The sequence below is a fragment of the Rhodococcus sp. AZ1 genome (assembly GCF_054979605.1).
In genome coordinates this window covers 53,593-66,806 of record NZ_JBUEQF010000009.1, presented here as the reverse complement: position 1 = coordinate 66,806, position 13,214 = coordinate 53,593, and the positions used below count along the sequence as shown (strand labels likewise).

Annotated in this window: 12 protein-coding genes and 1 pseudogene; 4 read left to right on the top strand and 9 right to left on the bottom strand. The window is 68.1% G+C overall.

All coding sequences use genetic code 11. The annotated features are described in order from the left end of the window. The first annotated feature begins 1 nt into the window (after window position 1). Entirely contained in the window at window positions 2–259 is a 258-nt protein-coding gene (locus tag ACY48E_RS12590) for a hypothetical protein (RefSeq protein ID WP_462872538.1), read from the top strand. Window positions 260–388: 129 nt separating this feature from the next. Next, window positions 389–1,582: an NAD(P)-dependent malic enzyme gene (locus ACY48E_RS12585; RefSeq protein WP_462872537.1), complete on the top strand. Its 1,194-nt coding sequence runs from the start codon at window positions 389–391 to the stop codon at window positions 1,580–1,582. Here ACY48E_RS12585 and ACY48E_RS12580 read toward each other — a convergent pair. Genes ACY48E_RS12580 through ACY48E_RS12565 form a run of 4 tightly spaced genes read right to left on the bottom strand, consistent with a single transcriptional unit; the run spans window position 1,564 to window position 4,992 of the window. Then, window positions 1,564–2,295, bottom strand: coding sequence for an ABC transporter permease (locus tag ACY48E_RS12580; RefSeq protein WP_462872536.1), 732 nt, complete (start codon window positions 2,293–2,295; stop codon window positions 1,564–1,566). The two genes, ACY48E_RS12585 and ACY48E_RS12580, sit on opposite strands and share 19 nt — an antisense overlap. Next, complete coding sequence (locus ACY48E_RS12575) at window positions 2,292–2,936, bottom strand: ABC transporter permease (protein WP_462872535.1); 645 nt, start codon at window positions 2,934–2,936, stop codon at window positions 2,292–2,294. Before ACY48E_RS12575 ends, ACY48E_RS12580 begins: the two co-directional genes overlap by 4 nt. Next, window positions 2,933–4,039, bottom strand: coding sequence for an ABC transporter ATP-binding protein (locus ACY48E_RS12570; protein ID WP_462872534.1), 1,107 nt, complete (start codon window positions 4,037–4,039; stop codon window positions 2,933–2,935). The genes ACY48E_RS12575 and ACY48E_RS12570 overlap by 4 nt, the downstream gene beginning before the upstream one ends. Next, on the bottom strand, window positions 4,036–4,992 hold the full coding sequence (locus tag ACY48E_RS12565) for an ABC transporter substrate-binding protein (protein ID WP_462872533.1): 957 nt from the start codon (window positions 4,990–4,992) through the stop codon (window positions 4,036–4,038). Before ACY48E_RS12565 ends, ACY48E_RS12570 begins: the two co-directional genes overlap by 4 nt. A 93-nt stretch (window positions 4,993–5,085) precedes the next feature. On the opposite strand from ACY48E_RS12565, the gene ACY48E_RS12560 reads away from it, so the two are divergent. Continuing rightward, window positions 5,086–5,703 carry a glycine betaine ABC transporter substrate-binding protein gene (locus ACY48E_RS12560; protein ID WP_462872532.1) on the top strand — a complete coding sequence of 206 codons (618 nt, stop codon included), beginning with the start codon at window positions 5,086–5,088 and terminating at the stop codon, window positions 5,701–5,703. Window positions 5,704–5,710: 7 nt separating this feature from the next. Here the strand turns inward: ACY48E_RS12560 and ACY48E_RS12555 are convergent, their stop codons facing one another. Further along, window positions 5,711–6,565: an alpha/beta hydrolase fold domain-containing protein gene (locus ACY48E_RS12555; RefSeq protein WP_462872641.1), complete on the bottom strand. Its 855-nt coding sequence runs from the start codon at window positions 6,563–6,565 to the stop codon at window positions 5,711–5,713. A 65-nt stretch (window positions 6,566–6,630) separates the two neighbouring features. After that, complete coding sequence (locus tag ACY48E_RS12550) at window positions 6,631–7,464, bottom strand: SDR family NAD(P)-dependent oxidoreductase (RefSeq protein ID WP_462872531.1); 834 nt, start codon at window positions 7,462–7,464, stop codon at window positions 6,631–6,633. 191 nt (window positions 7,465–7,655) lie between these two features. Between ACY48E_RS12550 and ACY48E_RS12545 the strand changes: the two genes are divergently transcribed. Continuing rightward, window positions 7,656–8,687 carry a beta-ketoacyl-ACP synthase III gene (locus tag ACY48E_RS12545; protein WP_462872530.1) on the top strand — a complete coding sequence of 344 codons (1,032 nt, stop codon included), beginning with the start codon at window positions 7,656–7,658 and terminating at the stop codon, window positions 8,685–8,687. A 13-nt stretch (window positions 8,688–8,700) separates the two neighbouring features. Here ACY48E_RS12545 and ACY48E_RS12540 read toward each other — a convergent pair whose 3' ends face one another. From ACY48E_RS12540 to ACY48E_RS12530, 3 genes and pseudogenes are all read right to left on the bottom strand, one after another. Then, complete coding sequence (locus ACY48E_RS12540) at window positions 8,701–9,129, bottom strand: AAA family ATPase (protein ID WP_462872640.1); 429 nt, start codon at window positions 9,127–9,129, stop codon at window positions 8,701–8,703. Window positions 9,130–9,225: 96 nt separating this feature from the next. Next, window positions 9,226–9,411: pseudogene (locus ACY48E_RS12535) on the bottom strand (AAA family ATPase); the annotation flags it as partial. Between the two features lie 15 nt (window positions 9,412–9,426). Further along, entirely contained in the window at window positions 9,427–13,182 is a 3,756-nt protein-coding gene (locus ACY48E_RS12530) for a multifunctional oxoglutarate decarboxylase/oxoglutarate dehydrogenase thiamine pyrophosphate-binding subunit/dihydrolipoyllysine-residue succinyltransferase subunit (RefSeq protein ID WP_462872529.1), read from the bottom strand. Window positions 13,183–13,214 lie beyond the last annotated feature (32 nt).

The following is a 13,214-nucleotide window of genomic DNA, read 5'->3' as shown; positions in this document are numbered from 1 at the left end:
CGTGCGCACGGTCAGCGGTGTGGTGACCGCGGGTCTGCTCGTTCTCACCGTCGTGGTACTCGCGTCGGCTCTGATCGGTGCCGCCAGGGGATTCCCGGGGCCGGGGGTGCAATCGGTGGCGGTCCACGTCGTCGGCAGTGCCGTGGCGCTTCTCGCCCAGCGCCGCGCCGACCGCGGCACCGCACTCGCGTCGGTGATCGCCTCGACGGTGGTGCTCGTCGTCACCGCGCTGGTCCTGTACACCCAGTGGTGGTCGTGATCGGGCAGCAGATGCGGGGGGACTAGGATTCACCGAGGCGCTCAGGCGCCGTGGCGCCTCGACGCGGCGATCCCGCTTTCCGCCGCCCTCCCCGACAAACACGCAGCAGTTCATCAGCAGGAGCGACCAGTGAGCACCGCCACCGACCGTCCGGGTAGCGACGACCTGACCACCATCACCGACGAGGAGATCTTCCTCGGCCACTCGGGCGGCAAGCTCACCGTGGAACTCACCGCGCCCATCGACACCAAGCGAGATCTCTCCATCGCCTACACCCCCGGTGTCGCGAAGGTCTCGCGCGCGATCGCGGACGACGCAGCACTGGCCAAGAAGTACACCTGGACCGAACGGCTGGTCGTGGTGGTCAGCGACGGGTCCGCGGTGCTCGGACTCGGCGACATCGGCGCGCGCGCGTCACTGCCCGTCATGGAGGGCAAGTCCGCGCTGTTCAAGAAGTTCGCGGACCTCAACTCGATCCCGCTGGTACTCGACACCCAGGATCCCGACGAGATCATCGAGACGCTGGTGCGCCTGCGTCCGAGCTTCGGTGCGGTGAACCTCGAGGACATTTCGGCGCCGCGGTGCTTCGAGATCGAACGCCGGGCCATCGAGGCCCTCGACTGCCCGGTGATGCACGACGATCAGCACGGCACGGCCATCGTGGTGCTCGCCGCCCTGATGGGCGCCGCCCGGGTGCAGGGCCGCGCGATCGCGGACCTGACCGTGGTGATCTCCGGGGCCGGAGCGGCCGGCGTCGCGTGCGCGAACATGTTGGTCGCCGCGGGAGCCGGGGACGTCATCGTTCTCGATTCGCAGGGCATCATCTCGCAGGGACGTGACAGGCTCACCGACGTCAAGGTCGACCTCGCGGCCCGCACCAACCGTCGCGGACTGGTCGGCGGCGCCGCGCAGGCACTCGCCGGGGCGGATGTGTTCCTCGGTCTGTCGGCCGGGACCATCGCCGAGGACCTCATCGCGTCCATGGCCCCGCGGTCGATCGTGTTCGCCCTGTCGAACCCCGATCCCGAAATTCACCCCGAGGTGGCCGCGCGGTACGCAGAGATCGTCGCCACCGGGCGCAGCGACTTCGCGAACCAGATCAACAATGTGCTCGCCTTCCCCGGAGTGTTCCGCGGAGCGCTCGACGCGGGGGCGCGCCGAATCACCGAAGCCATGAAGCTCGCAGCCGCCGAGGCGATCCTGTCGGTCGTGGGTGAGGATCTCGCGCCCACCATGATCGTGCCGAGCCCGCTCGATCCGCGCGTGGCGCCTGCCGTCGCTGCGGCGGTGGCCGCAGCGGCAGCTCAGGACGGCGTGGTCTGACGCAGCTGCGAACGAGAGCCCCGGGTGCGCGCCGTGGCGGGTTGCCAGGGCCGCAGCCGTCCGGTTCCGGGCGCCGACAGCCAGACCGCGAACGCGAGCAGCCCGTCGACCACCAGGGCCAGTGCCGCCACCAGGACCGCGCCGACGATCACCCGGTCGTACCGGTACAGCGCCAGCCCGTCGAAGATGTAGCGGCCGAGACCGCCGAGGTTGACGAATGCCGCCACCGTCGCGGTGGCGATCACCTGCAGGGTCGCGTTGCGAACACCGCCGAGGATCAGGGGTAGCGCGTTGGGCACCTCGACGCCGAACAGCACCTGGCGGGAGGTCATCCCCATCGACGTGGCCGCGTCCACCACGGTGCGTTCGACGTTGGACACCCCGGAGTACGTTCCGGCCAGGATCGGCGGGATGCCCAGGATCACCAGCGCGATGATCGGCGGTTTCAACCCCAGCCCCATCAGCAGAACCAGGAGGGTGAGCAGCCCCAGCGTCGGCAGTGCCCGCATGGCGTTGACCAGGCCCACCACGAACGCCTCGCCCGATCGTGCGTGTCCGATCCACAGCCCGAGGGGCACCGCGATCGCTGCGGCGATCAGCACCGCCAGCGCGGAGTACCAGAGATGTTCGACGAGCCGGGCGCCGATGCCGGCCTCACCACTCCAGTTGGCCGCGGTGCTCATGTACTCGAACGCGCCCCGGAAGATGTTCACGTTGTCGCCGCCGCCCTGGTCCAGGGCGTCAGGACCCGGCCGGTGAGGTAGAGCAGGCCGTCGAAGAGCAGGGCGAGCACCACGATCGCGATGATCCCGGCCAGGATCTGGTCGGGGTAGTCGCGTTGGTAGCCCTGACGGAACAGATCACCCAGGCCGCCGATCCCGATCAGCGAGCCCACCGACACGAGCGAAATGTTGGTCACGGCGACCACGCGGACCGCCGCGACGAGAACGGGCAGCGCGAGCGGCAGTTCCACGGCCAGCGCTCGTCGTACCGTGGTGAACCCCATCGCTCGGGCGGCGTCGACCACCGACGGTGCCACCGAGTCCAACGCCTCCGGTACTGCCCGCACCAGCAGAGAGGTGGAGTAGACCGACAGGGCGATCACCACGTTGAGCGGATCGAGGATCTTCAGGCCCAGGAGCGGCGGGATGATCACGAACAGTGCCAGTGACGGCACGGTGAACAGCACCGCCGCGGTGACCATCGTGAGCCGACGCAGGATCGGGACGCCGCGCACGAGCGCCCCGAGCGGGACGCTGATCACCAGTCCCACCAGCAGCGGAGTCAGCGCGAGGTACAGGTGCTCACCGGTGAGCGATCGTACGACGGCGAAGTTGTCGATCAGCCACGTCACGGGCTCTCCTGCGCCCGTTGGCGTGCAAGCTGCTCGAGCACCTCGTCGGCGTGGACCGCCCCGACCACTCGGCCCGCGCCGTCGACGGCCACACCGATACCCGACGGCGACGAGATGGCGGCGTCGAGGGCCGATCGCAGGTCCGCTCCTCGCGTGTACAGCGAGCCCCCGGCCACGGACACCTCCTCGATGGGTGTACCGCTTCGGACGGCGGCCACCCCGGCCCGGGTCAGCCACCCACCGGGTCGACCGTCGTCGGTGGTCACCAGCAGCCATGAATGCTCGTCCGCGGACACCGTGCCCAGATCGTGGGCGGTGCAGCGGGGGATCTCGTGGATCGTCAGCTCGGTGCCGGGTCGGAACGAGAGCCCGCGATAGCCACGATCGCGCCCGACGAAGTCGGCGACGAAATCTGTCGCGGGTGAGGCGAGAACCACCTGCGGGGTGTCGTACTGCTGCAGCCGCCCACCGGTGCCGAACACCGCGATGCGGTCTCCGAGAGTGATGGCCTCGTCGATGTCGTGGGTGACGAAGACGATCGTCTTGCGCAGGTCGGCCTGCAGGCGCTGCATCTCGCGCTGCAACTCCTCGCGCACCACGGGGTCGACCGCGCTGAACGGCTCATCCATCAGCAGGATCGGCGGATCGGCGGCCAGGGCCCGCGCAACACCGACGCGTTGCTGCTGCCCCCCGGACAGCTGCGCCGGGTACCGCGAGCCGAGAGCCGGATCCAGACCCACCCTCTCGAGCACGCCGAGCGCGTCCGCGCGGGCCTGGCGCCGCGAGCGGCCCTGCAGGACGGGCACGGTGGCGACGTTGTCGACCACGGTGCGGTGCGGGAGCAGTCCACCACTCTGGATGACGTACCCGATGCCCAGTCTCAGCTGGACCGGGTCGACGGTGGATATGTCTCGACCGTCGACGGTGATCGTGCCCGAGGTGGGCGTGATCATCCGGTTGATCATCCGCATCGAGGTGGTCTTGCCGCAGCCCGACGGACCGACGAACACGGTCAGCTGCTGCGCCTCGATGGTCAACTCCAGCGAGTCGACCGCCACGGTGCCGTCCGGGTAGCGCTTGGTGACGTTCCCGAACGAGATCACGAGATCGGCTTGTCCAGTCCCTGCTTGGCCACCCATGCCTGCGCTGCGGCTGCGGGCTCGGTCTTGCTGTCACCGGAGACCTGCTCGTTCAGGTCGAGCAGTTCGGCGGTGGTGAGCTTTCCGGAGATCGCGTTGAGAACGGCGACCAGCTTGTCGGACTTCTTGGACGTGTTGAACAGCGGCACCACGTTCTGCGCGGCGAAGACGTTCTTGGGGTCCTCGAGGACGACGAGGTTGTTCTTCACGATCGCGGGGGAGGTGGTGAAGATGTCGGCCGCGTCGACCTGACCCTCGACCAGAGCCTTGACCGTGGCCGGCCCACCGCCGTCGGCGATGGTGACGTAGTTCGACGGGGAGATGTCGAGGCCGTACACGGACTTCAGACCCGGCAGACCCGCGACCCGCTCGGTGAACTCCGGCGTGCCGCCGAACTTGATCTGCCCCGAGTACTTCGCCAGATCCTCGATGGTGCGCAGGTTCCACTTGTCTGCAGTGGCGCGGGTGACCACCACGGCATCCTTGTCCTCTCCCGGCGCAGGCGCTGCGATGGACAGTGACGAACCGAGGGCGGCCGGGAGCGCGGCGGCGACATCTGCCGACGACGTGGCCGTCGCCTTCGGATCGAGGTACTGCAGAAGGTTGCCCGTGTAGTCCGGCACCAGGTCGATCGAGCCGTCCTTGACGGCCGGGACGTAGGCCTCGCGGCTTCCGATCGAGAGCTTGGTGCTGGTGTCGAATCCGTTGGCCTTCAAGGCGGCCGCGTAGATCTGTGCGACGACCACCGACTCGGTGAAGTCGGCGGAGCCCACGACGATGGTGCCGGTGCCCGAGCTGGGACCGCCGCCGGAGGACTGCGGATCGGAGTTGCCGCCGCAGGCGGTCAGCGCCAGCACCGACAGGGTGGCCACGGCGGCGACCGCCAGCCGGGAGCGCGAGATGATCGAGGGGCTCATTGTCGTCCTTCTGAGAGGGTGCAGATCTGAGAGTGTAACGATGGCGTCGGACACGACAGTGATTCCAGCGCAGGACGATCGAAAGTGGGGGAGATGCACGGGTACCGGACGCGGATTGCCGCGGCCCTGTCGGCGCTGGCCGTGCTGCTCTGCGCGTGCAGCTCCCCACCGGCACCGCAGGACCCGAACCCGGCGATCACCGTCGCATCGGACGGCCGGGTGGTCTCGCAGGTGCTCGCTCACCTCTATGCGGGTGCGCTGCAGGCCGCCGGAGCGCGAACGACGCTGGCACCCGCGGCCGCCGACCCCGCCGCCGCCGTCGAGCAGATTGCGACCGGGCGCGCGGACTTCTATGCGGGGTTCACCGGCGAGTTGCTCGATTCCTTCGACCGCTCCGCCGCGGCCACCACCGCCGACGAGGTGTACAGCGCTCTCGGGCGCGCCCTGCCGAGTTGGCTGACGATCACCGATCGAACTCTCGCGCAGCGTCCCGCGTCCCCGGGATCGGCGGCGGCGGTATCGATCGAACGTGCCCAGTTCGTGGTGCCGCTCCTGCGCAGCAACCCCCTGGCCCGGCGCCTGGACGACGCTCTCGGCGTCGTGGCGGGTGAGCTGACCACCACCGACCTGACGAGCATGGTGCGACGAGTCGACGCCGGTGAATCCGTCGACCGCGTCACCGGCGACTGGCTCGCCGGTCGGCCCCTGTGACCGGGCGTCAGGACCGGCTCGCCTCGAAGCGCGCGGTGATGAATCGGGCGAGGTCGCGCACTGCGTCGTCGGCTTCGCGCATGATGGTCGCCTGCAGGTGGGCGACGTGCCAGAGGTCGGGGTACTCGGTGTAGGTCACGTCGACCTTCGCCGCGCGCAGTTTCCCGACGAACTCGACCACCTCGTCGTGCAGCAACTCGGTGGTGGCGGCGTGCACGATGGTCGGCGGTAGACCGTCGAGGCGTGAGCGCATCGGTGCGTAGCCGGGATCGTACGGATCGCCGTCGCCCAGGTACGCCTTCGCGGACGCTCCCGACCATCCGGTGTTGACCACCAGGTCCCGCTTGAACTCCGGTGCCACGGACACCGGATCGACCCACGGTGCCAGCAGCACCAGCGACGAGGGGACCTCACCCTTGTCCACCACGCGTCTGGCCAGAGCAGCGGCCAGCCCGCCGCCGGCAGAGTCGCCGGCGATGCACAGTCGGTCGGGTGTGTACCCGTGGTGGGCGATGAGCGCGTCCCACACGGCTTCGGCGTCGTCGAGGCCTGCCGGGTACGGATGCTCGGGGGCGAGCCGGTAGTCGACCACGTACGCCACGCTGTCGGTGTATTCCGCGAGGGTGGCGGTCAGCGGGCGGTGCGTGTACGGCGATCCCACCGTGTACGAGCCGCCGTGCAGATAGACGATCGCGGTGTCGTGATTGCCGTCGCCCACCGTCACCCGTTCCACCGGGACCTTGTCGATCGTGATCTTCTGCTTGCGGGTGTTCAGCGGCACCGGCTGGATGACGGCGGCGAGCTTCATCAGGCGGCGCTGGTTCTTGAAGCTCAGCTTCGGGTGCAGGATGATCTTGTACATCGGGCCCAGGAACGCGACCACCTTGGGCAGGGGCGCCACGATCGGTGGCTTGCTGAACGAGTTCCTCACAGCGACTGCTTCGGGGCGACGCGGCCGGCGACGGTGGCCACCACGCGCTGATACCACGAGGCGGTCACCCGCACGAACATGTCGAGGACGACCGCGTCGTACCCGACGATCACTCGCGGCTTGCGCCGGGCGACGCCGCGGACGATGGTCTTGGCGGCGCTCTCGGCCGTGGTGAAGGTGAGCTTGTTGTCGAAGGTCGACGCGACGTTGGACTGGTCGTACCCGGCGCCCACGGTGGCATTGCGCGCGATGGCGGTCTTGATGCCTCCGGGGTGCACACACGTGACGGCCACGGGCTGCTTGCCCATGAGCATCTCGAGGCGCAGGGCCTCGGTGAACCCACGGACGGCGAACTTGGCGGCGTTGTAGGCCGACTGCGAGGGCATGGCCAGCAGACCGAACAGGCTGGAAATGTTGACGACGTGGCCGTCGCCGGAGGCGATGAGGTGGGGCAGGAAGACCTTGGTGCCGTTGACCACGCCCCAGAAGTCGACGTCGACGATGCGCTCGATGTCCTTGAACTCCGAGTTCAGAACGTCACCGTGGTAGGCGATGCCGGCGTTGTTGTAGATCTGGTGGATCACGCCGTAGTGCTCGGCGATGGCGTCGGCATAGGCGATGACGGCTTCGCGCTCGGTGACGTCGAGACGGTCGGTGCGCACCTCGGCCCCGGCCGCCTCGACCAGCCTGCCGGTCTCGGCCAGTCCCTCGACGTCGACGTCCGAGAGCGCGAGCCTGGCACCCCGCCGAGCGAGTTCGAGTGCCAGGGCGCGCCCGATCCCCGAGCCGGCGCCGGTGATCACGGCGACCTTGCCTTCGAATGACCTCACTGCGTACCGCCCTCCGCCGTCCTCGTGTCCACGATGGGCCGACCTTACCGTGCAGTAGGCGCCGGGCAAGGTTCGCAGTCCCGCTGGGTGACCCCCGGTCCCGGTGGCCCAACCGGGTGACGCCGGTCGCACCCGGGATACGGTGATCGCCGAACGACCGATAGACGTCGGCGGGAAAGGGCAGCTACGCCATGGGCGCGCAGATCACGGTGAACACCGTCACCCGACACTCGGGCATCCTCGGCATCGGCGTGTTCCGGCCCGAGCGCGTGGTCACCAATGCGGAGATCTGCGAGACGATCGACTCGACGGACGAGTGGATCCGCTCCCGTACCGGTATCGAGAGCCGTCGTTTCGCCAGTGACAGCGAGAACGTGGTGTCGATGTCGGTCGAGGCAGGTCGCCGCGCCCTCGAGAACGCCGGGGTCGACGCGGCCGACGTGGGCTGCGTCATCGTCGCCACGTCGACGCATCTGCTGCTCACCCCGCCCGCCGCGTCGATGGTGGCGCACGAACTCGGCACGTCCGGTCCGGGCGCCTTCGATGTCGGTGCCGGCTGTGCCGGTTTCTGTTACGCGCTCTCGCTCGCGTCGGACATGGTGCGCACGGGCGGCGAGGACACAGTGCTCGTCATCGGCACCGAACAGCTGTCGGTGACCACCCGCCCCGACGACCGCGGCACACGCATGATCTTCGGCGACGGCGCCGGCGCCATGGTGGTCGGCGTGAGCGACGAGCCGGGGATCGGACCCGTGGTGTGGGGTTCGGACGGTTCGCAGTCCGACGCGATCAAGCAGGACCGCGACTGGCTCGAGTTCTTCCGTGATCGGGAGAAGAACCTCGAGACCGAGCGTCCGTGGATCGCCATGACGGGTATCGCCGTCTTCCGCTGGGCAGCGTTCGAGATGGCGAAGGTGGCCAAGCAGGCCATCGAGAAGGCGGGGATCACCGCCGCCGATCTCGATGTCTTCGTCCCGCATCAAGCGAACTCGCGTATCACCGACCTGCTCGCCCGCAGCCTCGATCTCGGCGACGACGTGCCGGTCGCCAACGACATCGCCGAGTCCGGCAACACCTCGGCCGCCTCGATTCCCCTTGCGGTGGAAGAGGTTCTGCGGACGGGCAAGTCCAAGGAGGGCGACACCGCGCTGCTCCTCGGGTTCGGCGCCGGGTTGTCGTACGCCGGCCAGGTGGTCACCCTTCCGGCCCCGCCGAAGGTCTGAGACCGCACTCGACTCAGAGATGCCGCAGGTACTGCTCGGGTGAGTCGAAGAACCGCGACCAGTTCTGCGCCAAGCTCGTCTCGGCCCACGTCGTCGCGGTGAATCCGTCGTCGCCGGCCTCGAGGACGGTGGCTCCGGGAAAGGCTGCCAGCAGGGGCGAGTGCGTTGCCAGGACCACCTGCGAACCCTCGGCAACCAGGTCGGTCATCACCGACATGAGGGCGAGCGTGGCGTGGAACGACAGGGCCGACTCCGGCTCGTCCATCAACCACAGACCGACGCCGACGGGTCGGTCCGCGACATAGCGCAGGAACGACTGCCCGTGTGAGAGCGCGTTGAGTTCGACGTCGTGCGGGCGGACTCGCCGAGAGTCGGCGGCTTCGAACGCCGCGTGCATCGTCTCCGCCCGCAGGAAGCCCCCTCCGTAGGGTTGCGGACGCATTCCGGACCACGTGAGGTGTGAGCCCAGGTCAGCGTCGGAACGCCCGCCGGGGCCGGACCAGAGGGCATCCTGGGCGCCATGGAACGTCCGTGTCCAACACCCCGCGAGAGCCTCCATCACCGTCGACTTCCCAGTGCCGTTCTCACCTACCAGAACGGTGACCGGGGTGTCGAAATCGAGTCCGTACCTGATGATTTCGTCGACGACAGGTAGCTCCAGGTACCACGACGCCCGGTCGAATCCACCCCGGGGGGTGAACTCGACCCGGCGCAGCGGCAGCATGGGTGGGCTCGGGTGTCAGTCGCCGAACGCCTCGTCGATGATCTCCTGCTGCTCGACGGCGTGCACCTTCGACGACCCCGACGACGGCGCCGACATGGGCCGCCTGGAGACCCGCCGGATGCCGGACAGCTTGTCGGGCAGCAGTTCCGGGAACGCAAGGCCGAAGGTCGGCCAGGCACCCTGGTTCGCCGGCTCCTCCTGTACCCACCGGAAATCGGTGGCGTTGGGGAAGTTGCCGAGCGTCTCGGCGATTCGACGGGTCGGGATCGGGTACAGCTGCTCGATCCGCACGATCGCCACGTCGGTGCGGTTGTCGCGCTGCTTGCGGGCGAGCAGTTCGTAGTACAGCTTGCCGCTGACCATGAGCACGCGGGTGACCGCGCCCCGGTCGCCGGTGCCCGACTCGTAGGTGGGCTCGTCGAACACCGAGTGGAACTTGCCCTCGGTGAAGTCCTCGATGTTGCTCACCGCGGCCTTGTTGCGCAGCATCGACTTCGGGGTGAACACGATCAGCGGGCGCCGAATGCCGTCCCGTGCGTGGCGGCGCAGGAGGTGGAAGTAGTTGGCGGGGGTCGACGGAACCGCCACCGTCATCGAACTTTCCGCGCACAGCTGCAGGAAGCGCTCGATTCGCCCCGAGGTGTGGTCCGGGCCCTGCCCCTCGTGACCGTGCGGCAGCAGCAGCACCACGTCGGAGAGCTGGCCCCACTTGGCCTCGCCGGAGGAGATGAACTCGTCGATGATCGACTGCGCGCCGTTGACGAAGTCGCCGAACTGCGCCTCCCACAGCACCAGCGCATCCGGGTTGCCCACGGAGTAGCCGTACTCGAAGCCCACCGCGGCGTACTCGCTCAGGGCGGAGTCGTAGATCAGGAACTTGCCGTCGGGGGAACCGCCCAGGTTGGCCAGCGGGGTGTACTCCTCGCCGGTCTTGCGGTCGATGATCGTCGCGTGGCGCTGGGTGAAGGTGCCGCGTCTCGAGTCCTGACCGGCGAAGCGCACCAGATGACCCTCGTCGACAAGGGAGCCCAGGGCCAGAAGCTCGCCGAAGGCCCAGTCGATCTTCCCGTCCTGCGACATCTCGCGACGCTTGTCGAGAACGGGCTTGACCCTGGGGTGCACCGTGAAGCCGTCGGGAACGTCGACGAAGGCCTCGCCGATCCGGTGCAGCACACTCTTGTCGACGGCCGTGGTGAGCTTGACCGGGATCTTCTGGTCGAGCTCCACCGATTCGCTGGGCTCGGGTTGATACTTCTCGAGCTCGCGGACCTCGTTGAAGACTCGTTCGAGCTGACCCTGGTAGTCGCGCAGGGCGTCCTCTGCCTCCTTGAGGGAGATGTCGCCGCGACCGATGAGCGACTCGGTGTAGCTCTTGCGAACACTGCGCTTGGTGTCGATCACGTCGTACATCGCCGGCTGCGTCATCGAGGGGTCGTCGCCCTCGTTGTGTCCGCGTCGGCGGTAGCAGATCATGTCGATGATGACGTCCTTGCCGAACTTCTGGCGGTAGTCCACCGCGAGCTGGGCCACCCACACGCACGCCTCGGGGTCGTCGCCGTTGACGTGGAAGATCGGCGCCGAGATCATCTTCGCCACGTCGGTGCAGTACTCGGAGGTGCGCGAGCTCTTCGGCGAGGTGGTGAAGCCCACCTGGTTGTTGACCACGATGTGCACGGTGCCGCCGGTGCGGAATCCCTTGAGCCCGGACAGGTTCAGGGTCTCGGCCACCACACCCTGCCCGGCGAACGCGGCGTCGCCGTGCAGCATCAGTGCCAGAACCGAGTACCCGCCGGGGCCCTGGCCCTTGTTCAGCAAGTCCTGCTTGGCTCGGACGATGCCCTCGAGCACCGGGTCGACCGCCTCGAGGTGCGACGGGTTCGCGGTGAGCGAGACCTTGATGTCGTTGTCACCGAACATCTGGATGTAGGTGCCCTCGGCGCCGAGGTGGTACTTGACGTCGCCGGAGCCGTGGGCTGCAGCGGGATTCATGTTGCCCTCGAACTCGGTGAAGATCTTCGAGTAGGGCTTGCCCACGATGTTGGCGAGCACGTTCAGGCGGCCGCGGTGCGGCATACCGATGACCACCTCGTCGAGTTGGTACTCCGCGCACTGGTCGATCACGGCGTCCATCATGGGGATCACCGCCTCGGCGCCCTCGAGCGAGAACCGCTTCTGGCCGACGTACTTGGTGCCCAGGAAGGTCTCGAAGGCTTCCGCCGCGTTCAGCCGCGAGAGGATGTACTTCTGCTGCGCCACAGTGGGTTTGACGTGCTTGGCTTCGACCCGCTCCTGCAGCCAGGCAACCTGCTCGGTCTCGAGGATGTGGGTGTACTCCACGCCGACGTGGCGGCAGTAGGAGTCACGCAGCACGCTCAGCACGTCCCGCAGCTTCATGCGGTCGTGCCCGTGGAACCCGCCCACCTTGAACTCGCGGTCGAGATCCCACAGCGTGAGATCGTGGCTGATCACGTCCAGGTCGGGGTGCATCCGGAACTTGTCGCGCTCGAGCTGCAGCGGGTCCGTGTCGGCCATCAGGTGGCCGCGGTTGCGGTACGCCGCAATGAGTTCGAGGACCCGGGTGTTCTTGTCGATCGTTCCCTCGGGCAGATCCTGGCGCCAACGGATCGGCTCGTAGGGAATGGAGAGCCCGTGGAAGATCTCGTCGTAGAACTCGTCACTGATCAGCAGGTTGTGAATGGTCCGCAGGAAGTCGCCCGACTCGGCGCCCTGAATGATGCGGTGGTCGTAGGTGGAGGTCAGCGTCATCAGCTTGCCCACGCCCATCTCGGCGAGGCGCTCGTCGCTCGCTCCCTGGAACTCGGCCGGGTACTCCATGGCGCCCGCGCCGATGATCGCGCCCTGACCCTGCATCAGGCGCGGCACCGAGTGCACGGTGCCGATGGTGCCGGGGTTGGTGAGCGAGATGGTGACGCCGGCGAAATCGGCGGCGGTGAGCTTGCCGTCGCGGGCTCGCCGGACGATGTCCTCGTACGCGGCATGGAACTGCGTGAAGGACATCGCTTCGCAGCCCTTGATGGCGGCGACGACCAGCGAGCGGCTGCCGTCCTTACCGGGCAGGTCGATGGCGAGCCCGAGGTTGGTCGATGCCGGGGTCACCGCGGTGGGCTTGCCGTCCACCTCGGTGAAGTGCCGATTCATGTTGGGGAACGCCTTGACCGCCTGGACGATGGCGTATCCGAGCAGATGTGTGAAGGAGATCTTCCCGCCCCGAGTGCGGGCGAGGTGATTGTTGATCACCAGGCGGTTGTCGATCATCAGCTTCGCGGGGATCGCCCGAACCGACGTGGCGGTGGGTATCTGGAGCGAGGCGGACATGTTGCGCGCCACAGCCGCTGCGGCGCCGCGCAGGACGGTCGACGAACTGCCCTCTGCCTCCGGTGCGGCCGACGCAGGCTTGGGTGTCGGTGCTGCGGTGGGCGCTGGTGCAGCGGTCGCAGCCGGCGCAGTGGCTGTCTTGGCAGCGGCCGGGGCGGCTGGTGCTGCGGGGGTAGGGGCAGCGGGGGCCGGGGCTGCGGGGGTAGGGGCAGGAGGGGCCGGGGGGATCGGCGGGGCGGCCACCGACTGCGCGGCGCTGCCGTTGGTGGACCCGGCGTGGCCGTTACCGGACAGGCCGGCGGTCTCCGGCGCATACTCGGTGAGGAACTCGTGCCAGCTCGAGTCCACCGAGTTGGGGTCCTTGAGGTAGCGCTGGTACATTTCGTCGACCAGCCACTGGTTCTGTCCGAACTGGGATGTAGAACTGCTGCTCACGGCAGAAATTCGCCTCGTTTCCGTCTCGTTCT

Excerpts from the sequence above, each read along its gene's own strand:
- ACY48E_RS12555 (WP_462872641.1), bottom strand. The coding sequence starts at position 6,565 with ATGTACAAGATCATCCTGCACCCGAAGCTGAGCTTCAAGAACCAGCGC.
- ACY48E_RS12565 (WP_462872533.1), bottom strand. The coding sequence starts at position 4,992 with ATGAGCCCCTCGATCATCTCGCGCTCCCGGCTGGCGGTCGCCGCCGTG.
- ACY48E_RS12545 (WP_462872530.1), top strand. The coding sequence starts at position 7,656 with ATGGGCGCGCAGATCACGGTGAACACCGTCACCCGACACTCGGGCATC.
- ACY48E_RS12560 (WP_462872532.1), top strand. The coding sequence starts at position 5,086 with ATGCACGGGTACCGGACGCGGATTGCCGCGGCCCTGTCGGCGCTGGCC.
- ACY48E_RS12540 (WP_462872640.1), bottom strand. The coding sequence starts at position 9,129 with ATGCGTCCGCAACCCTACGGAGGGGGCTTCCTGCGGGCGGAGACGATG.